This window comes from Limnohabitans sp. (assembly GCF_040401135.1).
In the GTDB taxonomy this organism is placed as follows: domain Bacteria; phylum Pseudomonadota; class Gammaproteobacteria; order Burkholderiales; family Burkholderiaceae_C; genus Limnohabitans.
On sequence record NZ_JBBAOV010000027.1, the window covers coordinates 6,827 to 29,677 of the forward strand.

General features: G+C 55.6%; 24 protein-coding genes. 22 read left to right on the plus strand and 2 right to left on the minus strand.

What is annotated here, in order from left to right:
• The 20 genes from ABWP81_RS08490 to ABWP81_RS08585 all read left to right on the plus strand — a co-directional run.
• The coding region (locus ABWP81_RS08490; RefSeq protein WP_353141048.1) for a pseudouridine synthase at positions 1-1,283 on the plus strand (1,283 nt) is incomplete at its 5' end.
• 125 nt (positions 1,284-1,408) lie between these two features.
• The gene (ndk, locus tag ABWP81_RS08495) at positions 1,409-1,834 is read left to right on the plus strand and encodes a nucleoside-diphosphate kinase (RefSeq protein WP_353132286.1); all 426 of its coding nucleotides are present in this window, start codon (positions 1,409-1,411) and stop codon (positions 1,832-1,834) included.
• Between the two features lie 44 nt (positions 1,835-1,878).
• Positions 1,879-3,021 carry a dual-specificity RNA methyltransferase RlmN gene (gene rlmN, locus ABWP81_RS08500; RefSeq protein ID WP_353141050.1) on the plus strand — a complete coding sequence of 381 codons (1,143 nt, stop codon included), beginning with the start codon at positions 1,879-1,881 and terminating at the stop codon, positions 3,019-3,021.
• Positions 3,018-3,566, plus strand: a complete 549-nt coding sequence (locus ABWP81_RS08505; RefSeq protein WP_353141052.1) for a tetratricopeptide repeat protein — start codon at positions 3,018-3,020, stop codon at positions 3,564-3,566. The genes rlmN and ABWP81_RS08505 overlap by 4 nt, the downstream gene beginning before the upstream one ends.
• A 60-nt stretch (positions 3,567-3,626) precedes the next feature.
• Positions 3,627-4,280 carry a helix-turn-helix domain-containing protein gene (locus ABWP81_RS08510; protein WP_353141054.1) on the plus strand — a complete coding sequence of 218 codons (654 nt, stop codon included), beginning with the start codon at positions 3,627-3,629 and terminating at the stop codon, positions 4,278-4,280.
• Entirely contained in the window at positions 4,270-5,529 is a 1,260-nt protein-coding gene (gene ispG / locus ABWP81_RS08515; RefSeq protein WP_353141056.1) for a flavodoxin-dependent (E)-4-hydroxy-3-methylbut-2-enyl-diphosphate synthase, read from the plus strand. The genes ABWP81_RS08510 and ispG overlap by 11 nt, the downstream gene beginning before the upstream one ends.
• 124 nt (positions 5,530-5,653) lie before the next feature.
• Positions 5,654-6,931, plus strand: coding sequence for a histidine--tRNA ligase (hisS, locus tag ABWP81_RS08520; protein ID WP_353141089.1), 1,278 nt, complete (start codon positions 5,654-5,656; stop codon positions 6,929-6,931).
• Between the two features lie 68 nt (positions 6,932-6,999).
• Positions 7,000-7,671 carry a YfgM family protein gene (locus tag ABWP81_RS08525; protein ID WP_353141058.1) on the plus strand — a complete coding sequence of 224 codons (672 nt, stop codon included), beginning with the start codon at positions 7,000-7,002 and terminating at the stop codon, positions 7,669-7,671.
• Positions 7,672-7,700: 29 nt separating this feature from the next.
• Complete coding sequence (gene bamB / locus ABWP81_RS08530) at positions 7,701-8,804, plus strand: outer membrane protein assembly factor BamB (RefSeq protein ID WP_353141060.1); 1,104 nt, start codon at positions 7,701-7,703, stop codon at positions 8,802-8,804.
• A 24-nt stretch (positions 8,805-8,828) separates the two neighbouring features.
• Positions 8,829-10,169, plus strand: a complete 1,341-nt coding sequence (der, locus tag ABWP81_RS08535) for a ribosome biogenesis GTPase Der (protein ID WP_353132300.1) — start codon at positions 8,829-8,831, stop codon at positions 10,167-10,169.
• A 66-nt stretch (positions 10,170-10,235) separates the two neighbouring features.
• Complete coding sequence (gene hfq, locus ABWP81_RS08540) at positions 10,236-10,502, plus strand: RNA chaperone Hfq (protein ID WP_108282567.1); 267 nt, start codon at positions 10,236-10,238, stop codon at positions 10,500-10,502.
• An 80-nt stretch (positions 10,503-10,582) separates the two neighbouring features.
• The gene (hflX, locus tag ABWP81_RS08545; RefSeq protein WP_353141062.1) at positions 10,583-11,746 is read left to right on the plus strand and encodes a GTPase HflX; all 1,164 of its coding nucleotides are present in this window, start codon (positions 10,583-10,585) and stop codon (positions 11,744-11,746) included.
• A gap of 53 nt (positions 11,747-11,799) precedes the next feature.
• Positions 11,800-13,161, plus strand: coding sequence for an FtsH protease activity modulator HflK (gene hflK, locus ABWP81_RS08550; RefSeq protein WP_353141064.1), 1,362 nt, complete (start codon positions 11,800-11,802; stop codon positions 13,159-13,161).
• Positions 13,162-13,175: 14 nt separating this feature from the next.
• A complete protein-coding gene (gene hflC / locus ABWP81_RS08555; RefSeq protein ID WP_353141066.1) occupies positions 13,176-14,084 on the plus strand; it encodes a protease modulator HflC in 909 nt (302 codons plus the stop codon).
• 12 nt (positions 14,085-14,096) lie between these two features.
• Positions 14,097-14,291 carry a DUF2065 domain-containing protein gene (locus ABWP81_RS08560; protein WP_353141068.1) on the plus strand — a complete coding sequence of 65 codons (195 nt, stop codon included), beginning with the start codon at positions 14,097-14,099 and terminating at the stop codon, positions 14,289-14,291.
• Positions 14,292-14,340: 49 nt separating this feature from the next.
• Positions 14,341-15,507 carry an ATP phosphoribosyltransferase regulatory subunit gene (locus tag ABWP81_RS08565; RefSeq protein ID WP_353141070.1) on the plus strand — a complete coding sequence of 389 codons (1,167 nt, stop codon included), beginning with the start codon at positions 14,341-14,343 and terminating at the stop codon, positions 15,505-15,507.
• Positions 15,508-15,529: 22 nt separating this feature from the next.
• Entirely contained in the window at positions 15,530-16,882 is a 1,353-nt protein-coding gene (locus ABWP81_RS08570) for an adenylosuccinate synthase (protein ID WP_353132312.1), read from the plus strand.
• A gap of 18 nt (positions 16,883-16,900) precedes the next feature.
• Complete coding sequence (locus tag ABWP81_RS08575; RefSeq protein WP_353132314.1) at positions 16,901-17,425, plus strand: phosphoribosyltransferase; 525 nt, start codon at positions 16,901-16,903, stop codon at positions 17,423-17,425.
• A 9-nt stretch (positions 17,426-17,434) separates the two neighbouring features.
• Positions 17,435-18,667 carry a PLP-dependent transferase gene (locus ABWP81_RS08580; protein ID WP_353141072.1) on the plus strand — a complete coding sequence of 411 codons (1,233 nt, stop codon included), beginning with the start codon at positions 17,435-17,437 and terminating at the stop codon, positions 18,665-18,667.
• Between the two features lie 26 nt (positions 18,668-18,693).
• Positions 18,694-19,482 carry a DUF2189 domain-containing protein gene (locus tag ABWP81_RS08585; RefSeq protein ID WP_353141074.1) on the plus strand — a complete coding sequence of 263 codons (789 nt, stop codon included), beginning with the start codon at positions 18,694-18,696 and terminating at the stop codon, positions 19,480-19,482.
• 4 nt (positions 19,483-19,486) lie between these two features.
• Here ABWP81_RS08585 and mnmH read toward each other — a convergent pair whose 3' ends face one another.
• Positions 19,487-20,572, minus strand: a complete 1,086-nt coding sequence (gene mnmH, locus ABWP81_RS08590) for a tRNA 2-selenouridine(34) synthase MnmH (protein WP_353132320.1) — start codon at positions 20,570-20,572, stop codon at positions 19,487-19,489.
• 3 nt (positions 20,573-20,575) lie between these two features.
• On the minus strand, positions 20,576-21,235 hold the full coding sequence (locus ABWP81_RS08595; RefSeq protein ID WP_502905530.1) for an arylesterase: 660 nt from the start codon (positions 21,233-21,235) through the stop codon (positions 20,576-20,578).
• A 124-nt stretch (positions 21,236-21,359) separates the two neighbouring features.
• Here ABWP81_RS08595 and ABWP81_RS08600 point away from each other — a divergent pair, with 124 nt between their 5' ends.
• Together ABWP81_RS08600 and rlmB are read left to right on the plus strand one after the other, a co-directional pair.
• A complete protein-coding gene (locus tag ABWP81_RS08600; RefSeq protein WP_353141076.1) occupies positions 21,360-22,064 on the plus strand; it encodes an ABC transporter ATP-binding protein in 705 nt (234 codons plus the stop codon).
• A 9-nt stretch (positions 22,065-22,073) separates the two neighbouring features.
• On the plus strand, positions 22,074-22,823 hold the full coding sequence (gene rlmB, locus ABWP81_RS08605) for a 23S rRNA (guanosine(2251)-2'-O)-methyltransferase RlmB (RefSeq protein WP_353141078.1): 750 nt from the start codon (positions 22,074-22,076) through the stop codon (positions 22,821-22,823).
• Positions 22,824-22,851: the final 28 nt, after the last annotated feature.

Consider the following 22,851-nt stretch of genomic DNA (forward strand, 5'->3'; position numbering starts at 1 on the left):
AACCCAACGACGAGATTTTGGACGACGACGAAACGACTTTTGATTTTGAAGACGTCGTGTCTGGCGAGTTCGATGCCGAGCTCATCCGTGCCGAAGCTGCACCCGAAAAGCGCGTGCTTTTGCCTCAGCCCGAGTCTCCCAAATTGCACAAAGTTTTGGCTCAATCTGGCATGGGCTCACGCATCGAGATGGAGCGACTGATTGCCGAAGGGCATGTGGCTGTCAACAACGAAGTGGCCCATACCGGCCAACGTGTGCAGTTTGGTGACCAAATCAAGGTCAACGGACGGCCCATCAAGGTGCGCATTGCACCGCCGCCTCCGCGCGTCATTGCGTACCACAAGCCTGCCGGCGAAGTTGTGACCACCGACGACCCGCAAAACCGTCCCACCGTGTTCCGTCGTTTGCCACGTTTGTATCAAGGCAAATGGCAATCGGTGGGTCGTTTGGACTTGAACACCGAAGGCTTGTTGCTGTTCACCAGCTCTGGTGAATTGGCCAATCAGCTGATGCACCCACGTTTTGGTTTGCAACGCGAATATGCAGTGCGATCTCTGGGCAAGCTCAGCAAAGATCAAAAAGAACAGCTCATCAACGGCATTCAACTCGACGACGGGCCAGCTCAATTTGGCTCGATCGAAGAGGGGGGTGGTGAAGGTTCCAACTGTTGGTACCGCGTCACCATTTCTGAAGGCCGCAACCGCGAAGTGCGTCGCATGTTCGAGTCCGTGGGCCACGCTGTGAGCCGCCTGATTCGCATTCGCTACGGCGCCATGGTGCTGCCACGCGGTTTGAAGCGCGGCGCGTTTGTAGAACTGGGTGAGCGCGACATACGAGCCCTGATGGAAGCTGCGGGTGCCGAAGCCCCCGTGCATAGCGGCCCGTCACACAACAACCGCACCGAACGTGCCAGCAGTCGTCGTCGTGGCAACAGCATTGGCCCACGTCCATCCACGCCGCGCGCTCCCGAAGAGCGCAACAGCGGCCCAGAGCGCTTGGTGCGTAGCGAGCGCCGCCGTGGTGGCAAGCTGCCAGAGCGTGCACCTCAGCCAGACCCTATGCAAACCTCGGTGGGTTACATCGGTGCAGATAGCTATGCGGTGGAGCGTCAACGCAAAAAAGACGGCCAAAAAGCCTTCAAAGCCGGCTTGGTGGGCGGTCCTCGTCCCTCTAGCAGTGGCCCGCGCCGAGGTGGCTCGGCCGGTGGCGGTTTTGGTGGCGGTCGCTCGGGTGGTGGCACGACGGGGGGCTCAGGTGGCTCTGGCGGTAATCGCGGTCGTTAAATCACACGGCAGACACCCCAAAAACGCTTGGCTTTTCAAGGGAAATCCCTTGAAACGGTTAAAATAGCAGGCTACGCACATCGCGCACAAAAGTTTCAATCACAGTCAATACAGGGAAATTCCAAATGACCATCGAACGTACTCTCTCCATCATCAAGCCTGACGCAGTTGCTAAGAACGTCATCGGCCAAATTTACGCACGTTTCGAAGCTGCTGGCTTGAAAGTGATCGCTGCACGCATGGCACACCTGTCACGCGGCGAAGCCGAGCAGTTCTACGCTGTGCACAGCGCACGTCCTTTCTTCAAGGATTTGGTTGATTTCATGATCTCTGGCCCTGTCATGATTCAAGTGTTGCAAGGCGAAGGCGCGATCTTGAAAAACCGTGACTTGATGGGCGCTACCAACCCCAAAGACGCTGCTCCTGGCACCATCCGCGCTGACTTCGCTGACAGCATCGATGCCAACGCTGTGCACGGTTCTGACGCCGCTGAGACTGCCGCTGTTGAAATCGGCTTCTTCTTCGCTGGCCTGAACGTTTACGGTCACTAAAAGCCAATCGACGCAGTGGGCAACCCCTGCGTTGGCGAATAAAAATGACGGCCAACCTGCTTGATTTTGATCTCGACGGTTTGGCCGTTTTTTGTGAACAGCTGGGCGAAAAACGCTTTCGCGCCACACAGTTGTTCCGGTGGATCCACCAAAAAGGCGCACAAGACTTTGATCAAATGTCTGATCTTGCTAAGTCGTTGCGCGAAAAGCTGAAGACCTGTGCACAGGTGCAGCCACTGACCCCCATTTCAAGACACGACTCTGCCGACGGCACCACAAAATGGCTGTTCGATGTCGGCGATGGCAACGCCGTTGAAACCGTTTTTATTCCCGAAGATGACCGAGGCACTTTGTGCATCTCGTCTCAAGCAGGTTGTGCGGTGGGCTGCCGTTTTTGCTCTACGGGCCATCAAGGTTTTAGCCGCAACCTCACCACTGGCGAAATTTTGTCGCAGCTGTGGTTTGCCGAGCACACGCTGCGCAAACAATTCAACACCTCCGAGCGCGTCATTTCCAATGTGGTGATGATGGGCATGGGCGAACCGCTGCAAAACTACAGCGCCTTGGTGCCAGCTTTGCGTGCCATGTTGGATGACCACGGTTATGGCCTATCGCGCCGCCGCGTGACGGTGTCTACCTCTGGCGTGGTGCCCATGATGGACCGTTTGGGTCTTGACGCACCTGTGGCCTTGGCGGTATCGCTGCATGCGCCCACCGACGCTTTGCGTGACAACCTGGTTCCGCTTAACCGCAAATACCCCTTGCACGAGTTGATGGACGCGTGCCGCCGTTATTTGGCGCACGCCCCACGTGACTTCATCACCTTTGAATATTGCATGCTGGACGGTGTGAACGATCAACCCGAACACGCACAGGCTTTGATTGATTTGGTCAAGCCCAAGCGCGAACAAGGTAGAGGTATTGGCGAGCCTGTGCCTTGCAAGTTCAACCTAATTCCGTTCAACCCGTTCCCAGCCTCGGGCCTTACGCGCTCAAGCGCGGCCACGGTCAAAGCTTTTGCGGCGCAGCTCAGTGAGGCGGGCATCATTACCACCGTGCGCAAGACGCGCGGCGACGACATTGACGCTGCCTGCGGCCAGCTGGCGGGCGATGTGAAAGACCGCACCAAGGTGGATGAGCGCATGGCTAAGCAACGCGTGATTACGCTCACACAGGTGGCGTCATGAGTGCTTGGCGTTGGGTGGCCAGCATGGGCCTGTTGTTTTTTGCTGTATGTGGCTTGAGCGCTTGCCGCTCTGCTGGCCCACAACTTGACACACTCACCCAGGCCGAGCCCGATAGCACACGCCAACGCGCCATGCGCCGTTTGAGCCTAGCCAGCGCTTATTACGAGCAAAACCAAAACGACGTGGCTCAGCAAGAAGTGCGAGCCGCTTTGCAAATCGACCCACAATTTGCCGAAGCCTACAGTTTGCTTGGGCTTATTCATCAGCGTGAAAAAGCCCCTGTTTTAGCGCAGGCAAGTTTTGAGCAAGCCATTTCGCTGGCTTCAAAGTCACCCGTGCGCACTGCAGATTTGGCTGCCATTCAACACAACTACGGTTGGTTCTTGTGCGAGCAAAACCGATTTACGGATGCGCAAGCTCAGTTTGACCAAGCCTTGGCTCAGTCCAACTATCGCCAAGCCGATAAATCCCGTCAAGCCACAGCACTTTGTAAAGCAAGGGCCTTGCTCATTACCGACAACCCACTGCGCCTCCCAGCGCAATAATTAACGACCCCAGCCAACTCGGCGTGAACATCACGCGAGCGTCAAGAAAAATTAAAACCGATGACCGAACAAATAGTCCCCTACATCATTCACAGCACATCAGCAGGCGCATTACTAAGGCAATACCGTGAAGCTCAAGGCTTGAATCTGGAGGTATTGGCACATGCCCTGCGTGTGGCACCTGCCAAGCTTGAAGCGTTGGAAGCCGACCACTTGGACGAGTTGCCCGATGCCATGTTTGCCCGTGCGTTGGCGTTGGCTGTGTGTCGTCAGTTGAAGGTTGATGCGGCTCCCGTTTTGGTCTTGTTGCCTAGCCAAGATGTGTCGCGCTTAGCGGCTAAAAACGAGCGTGGCTTGGACTTTCCACTGGACCGTCCGTCGTTCTTGCCTCAGTCCAACTTTTTGACCGTGACCCGCATGTTCACGCCCATGCGTTGGGCAGCATTGTTAGTTTTGGTATTGGCTTTGATGATTGGCTGGTGGCCTGAAATTTATGGTTTGTTGGTATTCAAGGAGGAGCCCGCTGCGGGTACCCTCGTTGTTCCAGTAGCGAGCCAAAACACAGCCTTGCCTTCCACACAAGAGGCGGCACCTGCGGCGGACAGCAAGTCCACCCATGTGGTGGTGACGACGGTTCATTCAGCAGCAGTATCTGCACAAGCTGCCAGCGCGGCAATACCCGCGAGTGCATCAGGAGTTTCTAATGGCAAATAACGAACCATCTAAAGGCATTGATTTATCGCAACCCAAAGCACGACGCAGCCTGCAAGCTCGTGTGTCTTGGGGCGAGCATGTGGTGACAGTGGGTGGCGATGCGCCAGTGCGCGTGCAGTCCATGACCAACACCGACACGGTGGACGTGATTGGCACTGCTATTCAAATCAAAGAGCTGGCTTTGGCGGGCTCAGAACTGGTGCGCATCACAGTCAACACGCCCGAAGCTGCGGCTGCCGTGCCGCATGTGCGTGAGCAACTGGACCGCATGGGTGTTAACGTTCCCTTGATCGGCGACTTTCATTACAACGGACACCGCTTGCTCACCGACTTCCCAGACTGTGCGCAGGCCCTCTCTAAGTACCGCATCAACCCCGGCAATGTGGGTAAGGGCGACAAGCACGACAAACAGTTTGGCCAAATGATTGAAGCGGCCCTGCGCTACAACAAACCCGTGCGCATTGGTGTGAACTGGGGCAGCCTAGACCAAGAATTGCTGGCTAGGTTGATGGATGAAAACGCCTTGCGTGCCCAACCCTTTGAGGCCAAGCAAGTCATGTATGAGGCTTTGATTACCTCGGCCATCGACTCGGCCACCTTGGCCCAAAGCATGGGCATGTCGGCCAACCAAATTTTGCTCAGCTGCAAAGTCAGTGGTGTGCAAGACCTCATTGCGGTCTATCGCGAGTTGGCCCAGCGCTGCAACTATCCGCTGCATTTGGGCCTGACCGAGGCAGGCATGGGCACCAAGGGCACCGTGGCTTCAGCCACGGCCTTGTCCATCTTGCTACAAGAGGGCATCGGCGACACCATTCGTGTGTCGCTCACGCCCCAGCCCGGAGAGGCCCGCACGCAAGAGGTGGTGATTGCCTCAGAAATTTTGCAAGCCTTGGGTCTGCGTACCTTTGTGCCCAGCGTCACCGCCTGCCCCGGTTGCGGCCGAACTACCAGCACTACCTTCCAAGAAATGGCCAAGTCAATTGATGACTTCTTACGCGCTCAAATGCCTGTCTGGCGTACCCAATACCCTGGGGTTGAAAACCTCAAGGTGGCGGTGATGGGTTGCATCGTGAATGGACCTGGTGAGAGTAAACACGCTGATATCGGCATCAGCCTGCCTGGCAGCGGTGAAGCGCCTGCAGCACCCGTGTTTATTGATGGCGAAAAAGCCATGACTTTGCGCGGCGACAACATCGCGCAAGAGTTTCACCAAATTGTTGAAACTTATATTGAAAAACGCTTCGGCTAAACCCCAAGCGCGATGAAGACCTCTGGACTCTAACGTGACCTCTGAACCCACATCAATTAACACGGCTGAGACCGTGAAATCAATCAAGCCAGCCAAGGCTCAAGCGCTGACGGCCGTCAAAGGCATGAACGATTTGTTGCCACCGGCCTCCGCCCAGTGGGAATGGTTGGAAGACAAAGTGCGTGGTTTGATGGCGCGTCACGCCTACCGCAATCTGCGCACGCCGATTGTTGAACACACGGCTTTGTTTGTGCGTGGTTTGGGCGAGGTGACCGACATTGTTGAAAAGGAGATGTACTCCTTTGAAGACCGCTTGAACGGCGAGCAACTCACCTTGCGCCCCGAATCCACTGCGGGCGTGGTACGTGCGGTGGTTGAGCACAACATGCTCTACGACGGCGGCAAGCGTCTGTATTACATGGGTCCGATGTTTCGCCACGAGCGCCCACAACGCGGCCGCTATCGCCAGTTTCACCAAATTGGCGCAGAGGCCTTGGGCTTTCCTGGCGCTGAGTTGGATGCCGAGCTTATTTTGTTGGCCGCCACGCTGTGGCAAGAGCTGGGTTTGCAAGACGTACGCTTAGAGCTGAACAGCTTGGGCCAACCCGACGAGCGTGCAGCCCATCGCACAGCCTTGATTGCCCACTTAGAGGCCCATGCCGATGTGCTGGATGAAGAAGCCAAGCGCCGCTTACACAGCAATCCGCTGCGCATCTTAGACACCAAAAATCCGGCCATGCAAGCCGTGGTTGAAGCCGCGCCAAAGTTGATTGATTTCTTGGGAGAGGCTTCGCTGGCTCACTTCAGCGCGGTCAAAGGCATTTTGGATGCCAGCGGCGTGGCCTACCGCATCAACCCTCGCTTGGTGCGTGGCATGGACTACTACAACCTCACCGTGTTTGAGTTTGTGACCGACCGTTTGGGCTCACAGGGCACCATCTGCGGTGGTGGGCGTTACGACTATCTCATTGAGCAAGTGGGTGGCAAGCCCGCGCCTGCTGTGGGCTGGGCTTTGGGCGTGGAGCGTGTGCTGGAGTTGCTCAAAGAGCAGGGCACATTGCCCGAGGCTGTGGGGCCAGATGTGTACGCCATCGTGCCTGATGCTTCGGCCTTGCCTGTTGTCTTTAAAACCATTCAAATCTTGCGCGCGCAAGGCGTGTCTGTGCAAATGCATGCGGCGCATGGAATGGCTGCAGGCGAGGGGATGGGTAGCATGAAATCTCAGTTCAAAAAGGCCGATGGCAGCGGCGCACAGTTCGCGCTCATTTTTGGTGGCGACGAGTTGGCCCGTGGTGAGGTCACCCTCAAGTCCTTGCGTGATGGCGCAGGTGCTCAAGAGGCTGTGCCCTTGGCCGACGTGGCCGCTCGCGTGGCCACCAAACTTGCGCAAGGCGTGTCCTAGCCTCAAACCTTGGCTAAACCAAGCCTCACCCTACAATTCGCACAATTTTTAGTCAATCCCTTATCACCATGGCATCACCTCTCGACCTCGAAGAACAAGAACAACTGGATGAGCTCAAGCACTTTTGGAAGCGCTGGGGCGATCTCATCACTTGGTTACTGATTGCCGTTTTAGGTGGCTATGCTGCTTGGATAGGCTGGCAGTCCTATACAGCCAAACAATCGACCCAAGCCGCGGCTTTGTACGACACAGTGGAGCGCTCAGCCATCGGTGGCGACATTGCATTGCTCGACCGTTCGGTCGGCGATATCAAAGACAAGTTCGCCAGCACCACCTATGCGCAACAAGCTGCCTTGTTGGCCGCGCGTGTTTACAACGACAGAGATCGCAAAGCCGACGCTAAAGTGCAGTTGAGTTGGGTCATTGACAAAGCCAGCGACGAGGGCTACCAAGCTTTGGCGCGTTTGCGTTTGGCTGCTTTGTTGGTGGAAGACAAGGCATTTGACGAGGCCCGCAAACAGCTCACTGCCAAAACCCCTGAAGCCTTTGCGCCTTTGATGTCTGACCGTTTGGGCGACTTGGCCATGTTGCAGGCTCAACCTGCCGAAGCGGTTCAGCATTACAAAAATGCGTGGAAGGGCTTTGAGCCCAACGCCGAGTACCGCCGATTGGTGGCCGTCAAACTGGCCGCTTTAGGCGCTGACCCTGAAGAAGCAGCGGCTTTGGAGAGCAAAAAGTGACTACAACCTCATCTCGCTGGATATTCCTGATGCGCTTTACGCTCGCTGGTGTGTGTCTGGCCCTGGCCGCATGCTCGGGCACCTCGCGTCCTAAACCCACCGACATTCAGGGCGTGCCCGTGTTGCAAGACATGGCCAATAGTTGGACTGCCAACGTGGGCAAGATCGACTTTCCTTTGGTCGTGTCAGCCCGTGAAGACCGCGTTGCTTTGGCCAACAGCCAAGGTGTGGTGGCTGTGCTGGATGCAAAGACTGGCAAAGACATTTGGCGTTTGAAGTTGGACCAAGCTATTTCTGCAGGTGTGGGCAGCGATGGCCAGTTGTTGGCTGTGGTAACCCGCAACAATGAACTGGTCGCTCTGCAAGACGGCAAAGTGCAGTGGCGCAAGACCATGCCTGCCCAATCGTTCACCGCACCTTTGGTGGCCGGTGCTCGCGTGTTTGTGCTGACGGCTGACCGCTCGGTGATTGCATTTGACGGTGCGACAGGCCGTCAACTTTGGACCCAACAACGCCCCGGTGAGCCTTTGGTGTTGAAGCAAGCAGGCGTGTTGTTGGCATTCAAGAACACGCTGCTGGTGGGCTTGTCTGGCCGATTGGTAGGTCTTGACCCCAACACGGGTGTGATTCGCTGGGAGTCAGCCATTGCCACACCACGTGGTACCAACGACATTGAGCGTTTGGTTGACTTGGTTGGCCCGTTTGACCGCGTGGGTGATGTGGTCTGCGTGCGCGCTTTCCAAACCTCGGTGGGTTGTGTCAATGCCGAGCGCGGCCAAGGCCTGTGGACCCGACCCTCCGTGGGCGAAATGGGCGTAAGCGGCAACGCCACGCTGCTCATTACACCTTTGTCCAACGGCGTGGTGCAAGCTTGGAGTCGCACCACAGGTGAACGCTTGTGGGATACCGAGCGCCTGAAATACCGCATCTTGAGCGCACCGCTGGTGACGCCGCGTGGTGTTTTAGTTGCGGACAACGGGGGCTGGCTGTATTTGCTGTCGCTGGCCGATGGTGCATTGCTCAACCGTATCAAGCTTGACTCAGAAGAGTTGGCAACCGCCCCTGTCATGGCAGGTGGGCGCTATGTGGTGGTCACACGCGAAGGTCGCGTGACGGGCCTCCAAATCCCTTAATTGGGAATGTTAAAGGATTAAGTTTTGAAACCCGTATTGGCCCTTGTGGGCCGCCCCAACGTTGGCAAGTCCACGTTGTTTAACCGTTTGACCAAAACGCGTGACGCCATCGTCGCTGACTTTGCAGGCCTGACACGTGATCGTCACTACGGCAACGCTCGTTTTGAGAAACACGAATTCATCGTCATCGACACCGGAGGCTTTGAGCCCACCGCTGACCAAGGCATCTACAAAGAGATGGCGCGTCAAACCCAGCAAGCCGTGGCCGAAGCCGATGTGGTGGTGTTTGTCGTGGATGCCCGTGGTGGCATTTCGGCCCAAGACCACGACATTGCAAACTATTTGCGCCGTTTAGGTAAACCCACGATTTTGGTGGCCAACAAAGCCGAGGGCATGACCGAAGGCGCTCAGCTGGTTGAGTTTTACGAATTGGGTTTGGGTGCAGTTTTGCCTGTGTCCGCTTCGCATGGCCAAGGCATACGCGACATGATGGCCAGTGCGTTGGCCCCCTTGAATTTAGCTGATCCGACTGAAGACGACGCAGATGTTGACAGCGGCATCATCAAGCTAGCCGTGGCAGGCCGTCCCAATGTGGGCAAATCTACCCTCATCAACACGTGGTTGGGAGAAGAGCGCTTGGTCGCTTTTGACATGCCGGGCACTACGCGTGACGCTATCAGCGTGCCGTTTGAGCGCAATGGTCAAATGTTTGAACTCATCGACACGGCGGGTTTGCGTCGCAAAGGCAAGGTCTTTGAAGCCATCGAGAAGTTTTCAGTGGTTAAAACTTTGCAAGCGATTGAGTCGGCCAATGTGGTTTTGCTCTTGCTCGATGCCACCCAAGGCGTGACCGATCAAGACGCACACATCGCGGGCTACATTTTGGAAAGTGGCCGAGCCGTTGTGATGGCTGTGAACAAGTGGGATGCGGTTGACTCTTACCAGCGCGAGTTGCTGATGCGTTCGATTGAGACCCGTTTGCCGTTTTTGAAGTTCGCCTCCATGCACTTTATATCGGCCAAAAAACGTCAAGGTTTAGGTCCGTTATGGGGCGCCATTGCGCAAGCGCACAAGGCGGCCATGTGCAAGATGCCGACACCTTTGCTTACCCGTTTGTTGCTAGAAGCCGTGCAGTTTCAGTCGCCTCAGCGCGGCGGCATGTACCGCCCCAAACTTCGTTATGCCCACCAAGGCGGCATGAATCCGCCCATCATCGTGATTCACGGCAACTCGCTCGAGCATGTGACCGAAACCTACAAACGGTTCTTGGAAGGTCGTTTTCGTAAGGCCTTTAATTTAGAAGGTACCCCCCTGCGAATTGAGATGAAGACTTCAAGCAACCCTTACGCAGGCAAAGACGACTGACCCTGAGGGGATTAGGGCTCTGTGGTAACGTTGATTTCTTTCAACCTACCAGACACGGACCATATCGTGAACACCGACAACTCAAAGAACAAAGGCCTCCTGTTGCAAGACCCATTTTTGAATATTCTCCGCCGCGAGCATGTGCCCGTGTCCATTTACTTGGTCAATGGCATCAAGCTGCAGGGCCAAATTGAATCTTTTGATCAATATGTGGTGTTGCTGCGTAACACCGTGACTCAAATGGTTTACAAACATGCCATTTCGACCATCGTGCCTGGTCGCGCTGTCAACTTCAACCCCACCGACGGTACAGGCAGTTCGCCTGAAGTCTGAGCTTGAACGCTCTGCAAAAAGGGCTTTCTAGCCCTTTTTTTACGCCTTATTTTTGACGCCTCATTTTTCAGACTGACCGCTTGAACGACACAACTCAAACAACTGCGGGCGTGACCATTTTGGTGGGCGTCGATTTCGGTTTGCCGCATTTCGATACTGAGCTAGAAGAGCTAGGCCTGCTGGCCGAAACCGCGGGCTTGAAGCCAGTGGCACGTCTCACCTGCAAGCGCAAAGCGCCTGACGCCGCGCTTTTTGTGGGCAGCGGCAAAGCTGACGAAATCAAAGAGTTGGCTCTCATGCACGGGGCAACCGAGATTTTGTTTGACCAGTCACTTAGTCCTGCGCAGCAACGCAACCTTGAGCGCCACATGGGCGTGGCGGTGTACGACCGCACTTTATTGATTTTAGAAATTTTCGCCCAACGTGCTCGCAGTCACGAAGGCAAACTGCAAGTAGAACTGGCTAAGTTGCAATACCTCAGCACTCGGCTGGTGCGCCGTTGGTCGCACTTGGAGCGTCAAAGCGGCGGCATCGGCATGCGCGGTGGTCCTGGCGAGACGCAGATTGAGCTAGATCGCCGGATGATTAACGATTCGATCAAACGCACCCGCGAGCGTCTTGAAAAAGTCAAAAAGCAACGCAACACCCAACGCCGCCAGCGCAACCGCCGAGATGCCTTCACCATTTCGCTGGTCGGTTATACCAACGCAGGTAAATCGACCTTGTTCAATGCTTTGGTCAAAGCGCGAGCCTATACGGCTGACCAGTTGTTTGCCACGCTCGACACCACTACGCGCCAGCTTTATTTGGGCAATGCCGACGGCACGGGACGCTCGGTGTCGCTCTCCGATACTGTGGGCTTTATCCGTGATTTGCCGCACGGTTTGATCGATGCCTTTCAAGCCACCTTGCAAGAGGCTGCCGATGCCACGCTTCTTATGCACGTGGTGGACGCTTCAAACACCAACTACCCCGAGCAAATGGACGAGGTTCAAAAGGTTTTGTTAGAGATTGGCGCTTCCGATGTGCCGCAGGTATTGGTGTTCAACAAGCTTGACGCCATGAGCCCGGAAACTCGACCATTACAGATGCATGACCATTTCCAGGTGGATGGACTGATCGTTCCACGTTTTTTTGTCAGCGCTCAAACGGGCGAGGGTTTGGCGGCTTTGCGTGAGTTTTTGGCACAAGAAGCCTTATCTAGCATGCCAGAAGACCATGTTAAATCGTGGGAATTGGATTAAGACTTGAATCCTTAGGCACAATCAAAGACTTCATAGAACTAACAACCATGCGCATGAATTTCAACTCCCACACGGTCAGCCCTAAATCTTGGCGCGCTCGACTGCTCGGCATGTTCAACCTCAACGATGGCCGATGGGGCCGCGACAAAGATGGCAACCCCACCTTTGACCCCAAAGGCACGCAGCCCATCCCGCCTTCCAGCGAAGGCCAAAAGCCTCAAGACCAACCCAAACGCCCGCCCTCTGGCGGGGGAGGACCACCTGACCTGGATGAGCTGTGGCGTGATTTCAATGCCAAGCTGACGGGGCTGTTCGGTAACAAAAGGGGTGGCTCTGAGCCACCGAACAATGGCGGCCCCTTCGGCCCCAATTTCAAATTCCCTCGTTTGGGGCTGGGTTTGATAGCTGCTGTGGTTTTGGCCATTTGGCTGAGCACTGGCTTTTTCATCGTGCAAGAAGGTCAGCAAGCCGTGATTACTCAGTTTGGCCGTTACCACTCCACCGTGGGTGCTGGTTTCAACTGGCGTTTGCCTTATCCGTTCCAGCGCCAAGAACTGGTGTTTGTGACGCAAATTCGCTCGGTCGATGTGGGGCGTGACACCATCGTCAAGTCCACGGGCTTGCGCGAGTCAGCCATGCTGACCGAAGACGAAAACATCCTCGAAATTAAATTTGCCGTGCAATACCGCTTAACTGACGCACGGGCCTATTTGTTTGAAACTAAGAACCCCACCGACACCGTGGTGCAAGCCGCCGAAACAGCGGTACGCGAAGTGGTGGGCAAGATGAAGATGGACGCCGCCATGTCCGACGAGCGTGACCAAATTGGCCCACGTATTCGCACCATCATGCAAGCCATTTTGGACCAATACAAAGTGGGCGTCGAGGTGGTGGGCATTAACTTGCAACAAGGTGGCGTTCGCCCTCCAGAGCAAGTGCAAGCCGCTTTTGACGATGTGCTTAAAGCAGGTCAAGAACGCGAACGTGCCAAGAACGAAGCCGAAGCTTATGCCAACGATGTGGTGCCCCGCGCTGTGGGTGCAGCTTCGCGCTTGAAGCAAGAAGCCGATGGTTACAAATCGCGTATCGTGGCGCAAGCCGAGGGTGATGCCCAACGCTTCAAGTCTTTGGTGACCGAATACCAAAAGGCACCGCAAGTCATGCGTGACCGTTTGTACATCGACGCCATGCAACAGATTTACACCAACACCACCAAGGTGCTGGTGGACACCAAGCAAGGCTCAAATCTGTTGTATTTGCCTTTGGACAAAATCATTCAACAAGCCGGTCAATCTAGTGCCGTAGCGCCTGCTGCCGCTGATGCTGCACAAAACAATGCCGCCAACAACACCAGCGCGCCTGCTGGCGATGTTCGTGCACGCGATGGCCGCTCACGCGACCGTGATGGCCGTTGATAGGGGATAAGAACATGCAACAAAACAAAATTGGTTTATACATTTCCTCTGGTTTCGTGGCCTTGGCGCTGCTCAGCTCTACGCTGTTTGTGGTGGATCAACGCCAGTTTGGCGTGGTCTACTCCTTCGGACAAATCAAGAACGTCATCACCGAGCCTGGTTTGAATTTCAAGTTTCCACCGCCTTTTCAAAACGTAAGCTACATCGACAAGCGCTTGCTCACGCTTGACAATGCCGACACCGAACCCATGCTGACTGCTGAAAAGCAGCGCGTGGTCATCGATTGGTATGCCCGTTGGCGCATCACTGACCCGTCGCAGTACATCCGTAACGTGGGTTTAGATGAAAACGCAGGCGCTGTGCAACTAGCCCGCGTGGTTCGCAATGCGTTTCAAGAGGAAATCAACAAGCGCACCGTTAAAGAGTTGCTCTCGCTCAAGCGCGATGAGTTGTTGGCCGATGTCAAGCGTGAAGTCTTGACCGCCGTCAAAGGCGCCAAGCCTTGGGGCGTGGACGTGATTGACGTGCGCATCACCCGCGCCGATTATGTGGACGCCATTACCGAATCGGTTTATCGCCGCATGGAAGCTGAACGCAAGCGCGTTGCCAACGAGTTGCGTTCCACGGGTGCCGCTGAAGGCGAAAAAATCCGCGCCGATGCCGACCGTCAACGTGAAGTGGCCGTAGCCAACGCCTACCGCGAGGCGCAAAAAATCAAAGGTGAGGGCGATGCCGAAGCCGCGCGTTTGTATGCTGACTCGTTCGGTCGTGATGCCAGCTTTGCGCAGTTCTATCGCAGCTTAGAAGCCTATAAAACGACGTTCAGCAAAAAGAGCGACGTGATGGTGGTAGACCCCTCAAGTGATTTCTTCAAAGCCTTGCGTAGCAGCGGCAGTGGCAGCTCTCCAGCGCCTAAGAAGTAACAGGCGTCTTGTATGAGTTTTGACAGCGATACGCTGTGGTTTGCGTTCGGGCTGATGCTTATTTTTGAAGGTATCTTCCCGTTTTTGTCGCCCCAAGGTTGGCGCGACAAAATGTCGCAACTCATGGTGCTCCACGACGGTCAAATTCGCTTTTTCGGCTTGGCTTGTATCTTGGTTGGACTTTTGATGCTTGGGTGGCTGGGTTAAGGGGGATAAGCCCTGTAAAATTCGGTTTTTAACAGCCTCCCTTTATTACATGTCTGCTTGGGTTCTGCCGGATCACATCGCCGATGTTCTGCCTTCTGAGGCCCGGCACATCGAAGAGCTGCGTCGTTTATATCTTGACACAGCGAGGGGCTTTGGCTACGAGCTGGTCATGCCACCGTTGCTCGAATACCTAGAGTCCTTGTTGTCCGGCACTGGCCGCGCACTTGATTTACAAACCTTCAAATTGGTCGACCAACTCTCTGGCCGCACCTTGGGTTTGCGCGCAGACACCACACCACAAGTTGCCCGCATTGATGCCCATTTGCTCAACCGTGCTGGTGTGACGCGCCTGTGCTACTGCGGTCCTGTGCTGCACACTCGCCCAGACCGACCGTTTGCCACCCGAGAGCCGTTGCAGTTTGGTGCTGAAATTTACGGTCATGCCGGTATCGAAGCCGACCTCGAAGTGTTGCACTTGGCTCTAGATAGCTTGAAGGCTGTGTCGATCAACCAATTCACGCTCGACTTGAGTGATGCGCGTATCGTGCCTGCTTTGTTGGCCCACGTGACCTTGAGCGCACTAGAACGCGATGCCTTGCACAACGCATTAGCCGCCAAAGACATGTCAAGCGTTCAAACGCTCAGCAAAGATTTGCCTGCAAACGTGCGAGAGGCCCTTGTGGCTTTGGTCGGCATGTATGGTGACGCTTCGGTGTTGATCCAGGCCGATAAAGCCTTTGCCGCCTGGCCTATCGTCCTGCAAGCTTTGGCTGAGATGCGCCAAATTGCAGCCGACTTGAGCGATGTGGCGCTGACCTTTGACTTGGCCGATTTGCGCGGCTACGCCTATTACAGCGGTGTGCGCTTTGCCATTTATGTTCAAGGTGCCAGTGACGCTTTGGTGCGCGGTGGCCGCTATGACGAAGTCGGTGCCGTGTTTGGCCGTAAGCGTCCCGCCGTAGGATTTAGTTTAGACCTGAAAGAGTTGGTCAGCGTGGTACCCCAGCGCCCCCTCAAAGCCGCCATTCGTGCGCCTTGGGGCACGGCCAAAGGTTTGCGTGAGGCCATTGCCCGCCTGCGTGCCCAAAGCGAAACCGTGGTTTGCGTGTTGCCAGGCCACGAGAGTGAAGTTGATGAATTTAACTGCGATCGTGAACTGATCGAAGTTGCTGGCCAGTGGGCAGTTCAAGCTGTTCCAGCTGTTCAAGCCCTTTAATTTTTTTAGTAATCGAGTGGAAATGAGCACACCCCAAGGAAAAACCGTGGCTGCAACTAAAGGCCGTAACGTCGTAGTCGTCGGCACCCAATGGGGTGACGAAGGCAAAGGCAAATTGGTCGATTGGTTGACCGAAACTGCCACCGGCGTGGTTCGCTTTCAAGGCGGTCACAACGCAGGCCATACCTTGGTCATCAATGGTGTCAAAACAGCTTTGCATTTGATTCCCAGCGGCATCATGCGCCCCGGCGTGAAGTGCTACATCGGCAACGGTGTGGTGTTATCAGCACCTAAGCTGCTCGAAGAAATTGCTGGCTTGGAGAAAGCCGGCGTTGAAGTGCGCTCACGCCTGCGCATCAGCGAAGCTTGCCCACTCATCTTGCCCTACCACGCAGCGATTGATATTGCACGGGAAGCCGCCAAAGAGAAAGCCGGTACCGCCAAAATTGGCACCACAGGTCGCGGAATTGGCCCCGCCTACGAAGACAAAATTGCACGCCGCGCCTTACGCGTGCAAGACCTCAAGCACCCCGAGCGCTTCGCCACCAAACTGCGTGAGAACCTTGAGTTGCACAACCATGTATTAACTGACATCTTGCATGCAACTGCGGTGGACTTTGACGCGGTCTACAACGAAGCCATGGCTTATGCCAAAGAAATTTTGCCCATGGTGGCCGACGTCTCTCGTGAGCTGAACGAAGCCCACGCAGCCGGTGCCAACCTGTTGTTTGAAGGTGCGCAAGGCACCTTGCTGGACGTGGACCACGGCACTTACCCCTTCGTGACCTCTAGCAACTGCGTGGCTGGCAACGCCTCAGCAGGCGCGGGCGTGGGCCCTGGCATGCTGCACTACATCTTGGGCATCACTAAGGCGTATTGCACCCGCGTAGGCGGCGGCCCATTCCCGACCGAACTCGATTGGGAAAAAGAGGGCACCCCTGGCTATCACATGGCCACCATTGGTGCCGAAAAGGGCACCACCACCGGTCGTGCGCGTCGCTGCGGTTGGTTTGACGCTGCCTTGCTCAAGCGCAGCGCCCAAGTTAACGGCCTAACTGGCCTTTGCATCACCAAGCTCGACGTGCTCGACGGCTTGACCGAATTGCTCTTGTGCATCGGCTACCAGCTGGACGGCGAAACCATCGACATCTTGCCCATGGGTGCAGACGAGATTTCGCGTTGCACACCTATCTACGAGACCATTCCCGGCTGGAGCGACACCACCGTGGGCGTGACTGATTACAACCAGTTACCCAAGGCTGCACAACATTACCTAAACCGCATTGCCGAAACCACGGGCGTGCCCATCCACATGGTGTCGACCAGCCCAGACCGTGATCACACGATTTTGCTGACCCACCCCTACATCGCTTAATTTTTTAAAGGATCAATCATGTTGACTGAAGACGGCAAACACATGTATGTGTCGTACGACGAGTACCACAACCTTATCGAAAAACTCGCCATCAAAATTCACCAATCTGGTTGGGAGTTCGACACCATCTTGTGCTTGGCCCGGGGTGGTATGCGTCCTGGTGACATCTTGTCGCGCATCTTTGACAAGCCTTTGGCCATCATGTCCACCAGCTCTTACCGCGCTGATGCAGGCACTGTGCAAGGCCACTTGGATATCGCCCGCTTCATCACCACACCCAAAGGCGAAATCGCTGGCAAGGTGTTATTGGTGGACGATTTAGCTGATACCGGCCACACGTTGAAAGCGGTGGTGGACCAGCTTAAAAACAACTACGCGCCCATTACCGAAATGCGCACTGCCGTAATTTGGACCAAGGGTGTGTCAGCCTTCGCGCCTGACTTTTCGGTCGATTATTTACCCACCAATCCATGGATTCACCAACCGTTTGAACCGTATGACAACATGCGTCCAGCGGCTTTGTTGGAGAAGTGGAAGGTTTAATATCGGTGCATGTCACGCAGCACCGAACTCATCCATCACGCCTATCAACCACCCGCTGAATTTGAAGCACCGCAAGTAGGCGTTTTTAAGGCCTCTACGGTGATCTTTCCCAACGTGGCGGCCATGCGCACGCGCGATTGGATGGACAAGTCGGCTTACACCTACGGCTTGCACGGCACGCCCACCACGTTCACGCTCGAGGAACGCTTGGCCACGCTCGAAGGCGGCACGCATTGCATTCTCACGCCCAGTGGTTTGGCCGCCATTGCACATGTAGATTTCGCGTTGCTCAAAACAGGTGACGAGGTGTTGATTCCTGATAACGCCTACGCGCCCAATAAGTCGCTGGCCGAGGGGGAGTTGTCGCAGTTTGGCATCACGCATCAGGTGTACGACCCGTTGGATGTGAACGACTTGGCCTCACGCATCACACCGCGCACACGTTTGGTGTGGCTAGAAGCAGCCGGCTCGGTGACGATGGAGTTTCCAAACCTGATTGCCTTAGTGCAACTGTGCAAAGCACGCGGTGTGCTGTGCGCACTCGACAACACTTGGGGCGCAGGCCTTGCGTTCAATGCGTTTGACCTCACGCCAGGGCAGAGTGCTCAAGGGCAACCAACCTTGGGCGTGGACTTGACCATCCATGCGCTCACCAAATACCCAAGCGGTGGCGGCGATGTTTTGATGGGCAGCATCGTCACGCGCAGCGATGAATTAGCGCGTGTGTTGAAACTCACGCACATGCGTTTGGGCACAGGTGTGGGAGCGAACGATGCTGAGATGGTGTTGCGCTCATTGGCCAGTATGCCGTTGCGCTACAAAGCGCAAGATACGACAGCACGTACCTTGGCTAATTGGTGTGCTTCGCAATTAGCATTTAGCCAAGTGCTGCATCCTGCCTTGAGCAGTTCACCCGGACATGCACATTGGCAGCAACTGTGTGTCACGCCGCAAGAGCCCGAAGGTTTGGCCGCTGGCATTTTCAGTGTGGTGGTGGATGCACGTTTTCCCGCTCACGCAGTGGATGCTTTTTGCGATAGCCTCAAGCTGTTCAAGATCGGTTACAGCTGGGGTGGACCCATGAGTTTGGTGATGCCCTACAACATGGCGTCTAGTCGCAAGCTGTCTACCGAACACATGCAAGGTGGACAGGTGGTGCGGTTTTGCATTGGCCTTGAACACGTGAACGATTTACAAAAAGATATCTTGCAAGCGCTGCGACAAGTCAACTTGAATTCCTAGAACAACACAAAACACAAGGGGAGCATATGCAGCAACTGGTACCCGATGAGAATCAAGACCGCATCGATATAGCCTCTATTCGTTTTAGCGATCCATTTCGATGGCTTTGGATGGGGCTCTGTGACATGGTCTCTAAGCCTTGGATTACCTTGTTTTACGGTATTTGTTTTTGGCTCATGGCGCTGATGGTGTTGTATGTTTTTAAAAGCAACCCTGAGTACACCTTGTCTGCTGTGTCTGGTTGCCTGCTCATGGGTCCTTTTTTAGCGATGGGTTTGTATGACGTGAGCATGCATATGGAACGTGGCAAGCCTCCTAGCATGGTGAGCTCTCTCACTTGCTGGGAATCACATTTGAAAAGCATGGGCATGCTCATCATGGTCATGGTGGTGCTTGAATTGCTTTGGGGCCGAGCCTCGTTGGTTGTGTTTGCTGTGTTCTTCAACACGGGCGGTATGCCCAACACGGCTTCGGTGTTAGAGGCCGTGTTTAACCCGCAAAACTGGGAATTCATTGCCGCCTACATTTGCGTGGGTGGTTTTTTTGCAGGCTTGGTGTTTGCCAGCATGATGGTGTCTATACCGATGATTTTGGACCGCGACACGGACGCCATCACCGCGTGCATCACCAGCATGCGCGTGTTTGTGGATCACACAGCGGTGTCTATGGTGTGGGGGTTACTCATCATCGCGTTGGTGGTGCTGGCGTTGCTGCCATCAGCTGTTGGTTTGCTGGTAGTAGGGCCTTGGTTGGGCTTTGCCAGCTGGCACGCTTACCGCGGCTCGGTGCGCGTGACCGAAGCCAACGCGCTGTGAGGCCTTAAGCGCCCACTTGCAGGCACAAAGCCTGTGCTACTTTGTGCAAGCTTTCTGGATGGCGGTCAGCCGCCACGCACGCTTTGGCCTGGCCTGTTTGTGTGAAGTTGCGCACCATCGATGAGGCATAGGTTGGGTCGTAGTGCAGCACCAGCAGGTCACGCACCACGTTCTCAATGTGACCCGTGGCAACTTGCATTTTCCATGCATCAACCACGGCCTTGCCACGAAGGGCCACCAGCGCATCTAGGCGGCGGCAAAACGAGTCATGGTCGTCCACAAAAAATTTGTAGTCTTCCATCAACAATGCCACGCGTTCCTCAAGGCTAATTTGCAATTCAAAACATGGGCTGTCGCGCATGGCCAGCATGAGCGATTCGGGGATAGACAAGTTGCCCACCTTGCGGCTTTCGGACTCCACAAACACGGGACGCGCAGAGTCGAAGCTTCGCAGGGCTTGCCACACGAGTGTGTCGAATCGTTTTTGGCTAGGCTGGGGCTGGCCTGGGATGTGGCCCAGCACCGAACTGCGGTGGCAGGCCAAGTCTTCTAGGTCCAGCACCTGCGCACCTTCTGCAGCAAGTGCATAAAGCAAACGTGTTTTGCCCGAGCCCGTGGGGCCAGAGATGACTTTGAATTGCAGCGGTTCCACACGTTTAGGAATATCTTCCACCATGGCCGCACGAAAGGCTTTGTAGCCGCCTTCGATCAAGTTGACCTTGAAGCCAACTTGCCCCAGCACCATCGACAGCGAACCGCTGCGTTTACCGCCGCGCCAACAGTAAATAAGTGGCTGCCAGTTTTTGGGGAGGTCCAACACTTCGCGTTGGATGTGGCGAGCGATATTGGCGGCCACCATGGCTGCCCCATGTTTTTGCGCTTCAAACGCACCCTGTTGCTTGTACAGGGTGCCCACGAAGATGCGCTCTTCGTTGTTGAGCGAGGGCCAGTTGACAGCGTGTGGCAAATGGTCGAGCGCATATTCGTCTTCGCTGCGTGCGTCGATGATGGTGCTGAAGCCGCCGGGTGAGCCGAGGGGAATGGCCATTCGGGCCAAGGCGTCTTGCGCCGAAATAAAGTTCACACTCACGTTTTATAAATTCTTCTTGATTTCGGGCCACACGTTGGCCAACATGCGCGGGTGCGCTTCTGCTTTGGGGTGGATGCGGTCGGGTTGAAACAGAGTGGCCGCCTCGGGGACATCGGCCACGCCTTTGAGGAAAAATGGCACCAGTCCTGTGCGATGTTTTTTTGCTAGGTTGACAAACATCACTGCAAACTTGGCGCTGTAATCGGGCCCGTAGTTGGGCGGTATCTGCATGCCCACCAACACCACGCGGGCGTTGACGGCGCGGCAAGCTTGAATCATGGCTTCTAGGTTGTTGTGTGTGCTGTCAAGATCCAGGCCTCGCAGGGCGTCGTTGCCTCCCAACTCGATCACCACTTGCACAGGGCGCACTTGGTCCAGCATAGCGGGCAGGCGTGAGCGACCACCGGCGGTGGTGTCGCCGCTGATGCTGGCATTTACCACGCGCACATCGGGGCGCTCGACTTGCAGTTTGTCGGCCAACAAAGCCACCCAGCCTTTGCCGCGAGCTATGCCGTATTCGGCACTGAGAGAATCACCCAACACCAAAATAGTGGCCGCAGGCAACGTCCCGGGTGCAGGGGCAGAGCCGGGCGGCGGCACGTTGTTTTGTGGGGGCTGACCACGGCGGCGGTGGGGGTTAGTAGAGGTGATTTCGCCTTCCATGCCTTGACCGGTGGAGGTGATGATGCTTTGTTGCGCCGCGGCTTTTCCGAGGCTCAAAGTCCCCAGCAAAGTTGCGCCCAGAGCGCCCAAGTTAAAGTCACGTCTTAACAACCCATTGCGACTCATGACCACGCCTTCATTTAGTAAATTATCCACATCGTCTTCTCCGTTGATGGCTGTCTCGCATTTGTCCAAATCGGTGCAAGACGCCAGCGGCAATCTGCACATTCTCCGCGATATCGACTTCACCCTGGCACCTCAGCAATCCTTAGCCATCGTGGGCGCTTCGGGCTCGGGCAAAAGCACCTTGTTGTCCATCATGGCGGGGCTGGACACGCCCACGCAGGGCACGGTGTGGCTAGGTGGCGTGGATATGTTTGCAATGGACGAAGACGAACGCGCCGCCGTGCGTGCACGTCAAGTGGGCTTTGTGTTTCAAAGCTTTCAGCTCTTAGGCAATATGACCGCACTAGAAAACGTCATGCTGCCGCTGGAGCTGGCGGGCTTGCCTAACCCCAGAGCCACCGCCAAAGACATGCTGGTCCGCGTGGGCTTGGGCGAGCGCTTGGGCCACTACCCTAAGGTGCTGTCGGGCGGCGAGCAACAACGCGTGGCCTTGGCCCGTGCCTTTGTGGTTAAACCCACGTTGTTGTTGGCCGACGAGCCTACGGGTAGCTTAGACCACGCCAGCGGCGAGCGCATCATGGACTTGATGTTTGAACTCAACAAAGAATTGGGCACCACGCTGGTGTTGGTGACGCATGATTTAAAGCTAGCGGCGCGGTGCGACCAAGCCATCACGATTGAAGCGGGGCAGGTCAAGGGATAATCACTCCCTATGTCCTCAGCCCCCAAAGTTCTCTTCGGCTTTCATGCCGTTGGTGTGCGCGTGAAAACAGCGCCGCAATCCGTTATCGAAATCTATTTCGATCCCACACGCCGCGATGCGCGCATGCGTCAATTTGTGGATCGTGCCACCGAAGCGGGTATCCGTTTGATCGAGGCCGATGGCCCTCGTTTGGCTAAGCTCTCAGGCGGTCACGGCCATCAAGGTGTGGCTGCGCGTGTGAGTGAAATCAAGATGGTTCACTCGCTCGACGAGTTGCTGGAAGGTATCGAAAAAATTGAATCGCCTTTGATCTTGGTGCTTGACGGGGTGACCGATCCGCACAACCTTGGCGCATGTTTGCGCGTGGCCGATGGTGCGGGTGCTCATGCGGTGATCGCTCCGAAAGATCACGCCGTGGGCATCAACGCCACGGTGGCCAAAGTGGCCAGCGGAGCGGCTGAAACGGTGCCTTATTTTATGGTGACCAATTTGGCGCGTACCTTGAACGAGCTGAAAGAGCGCAACATTTGGATCATTGGCACCAGCGACGATGCGCCCAAAACTTTGTACCAAGTCGACCTCAAAGGTCCTACCGCTTTGGTGTTGGGTGCTGAAGGTGACGGTATGCGTCAGCTCACACGCAAGACGTGTGACGAGCTGATTAGCATTCCCATGTGTGGTGGGGTGGAAAGCTTGAATGTGTCGGTGGCCAGTGGCGTGTGTTTGTATGAAGCGCGTCGCCAGAGGACTGTTGCTTAGTTTTTGCTGGGCTCGCTTCGGCTGCACG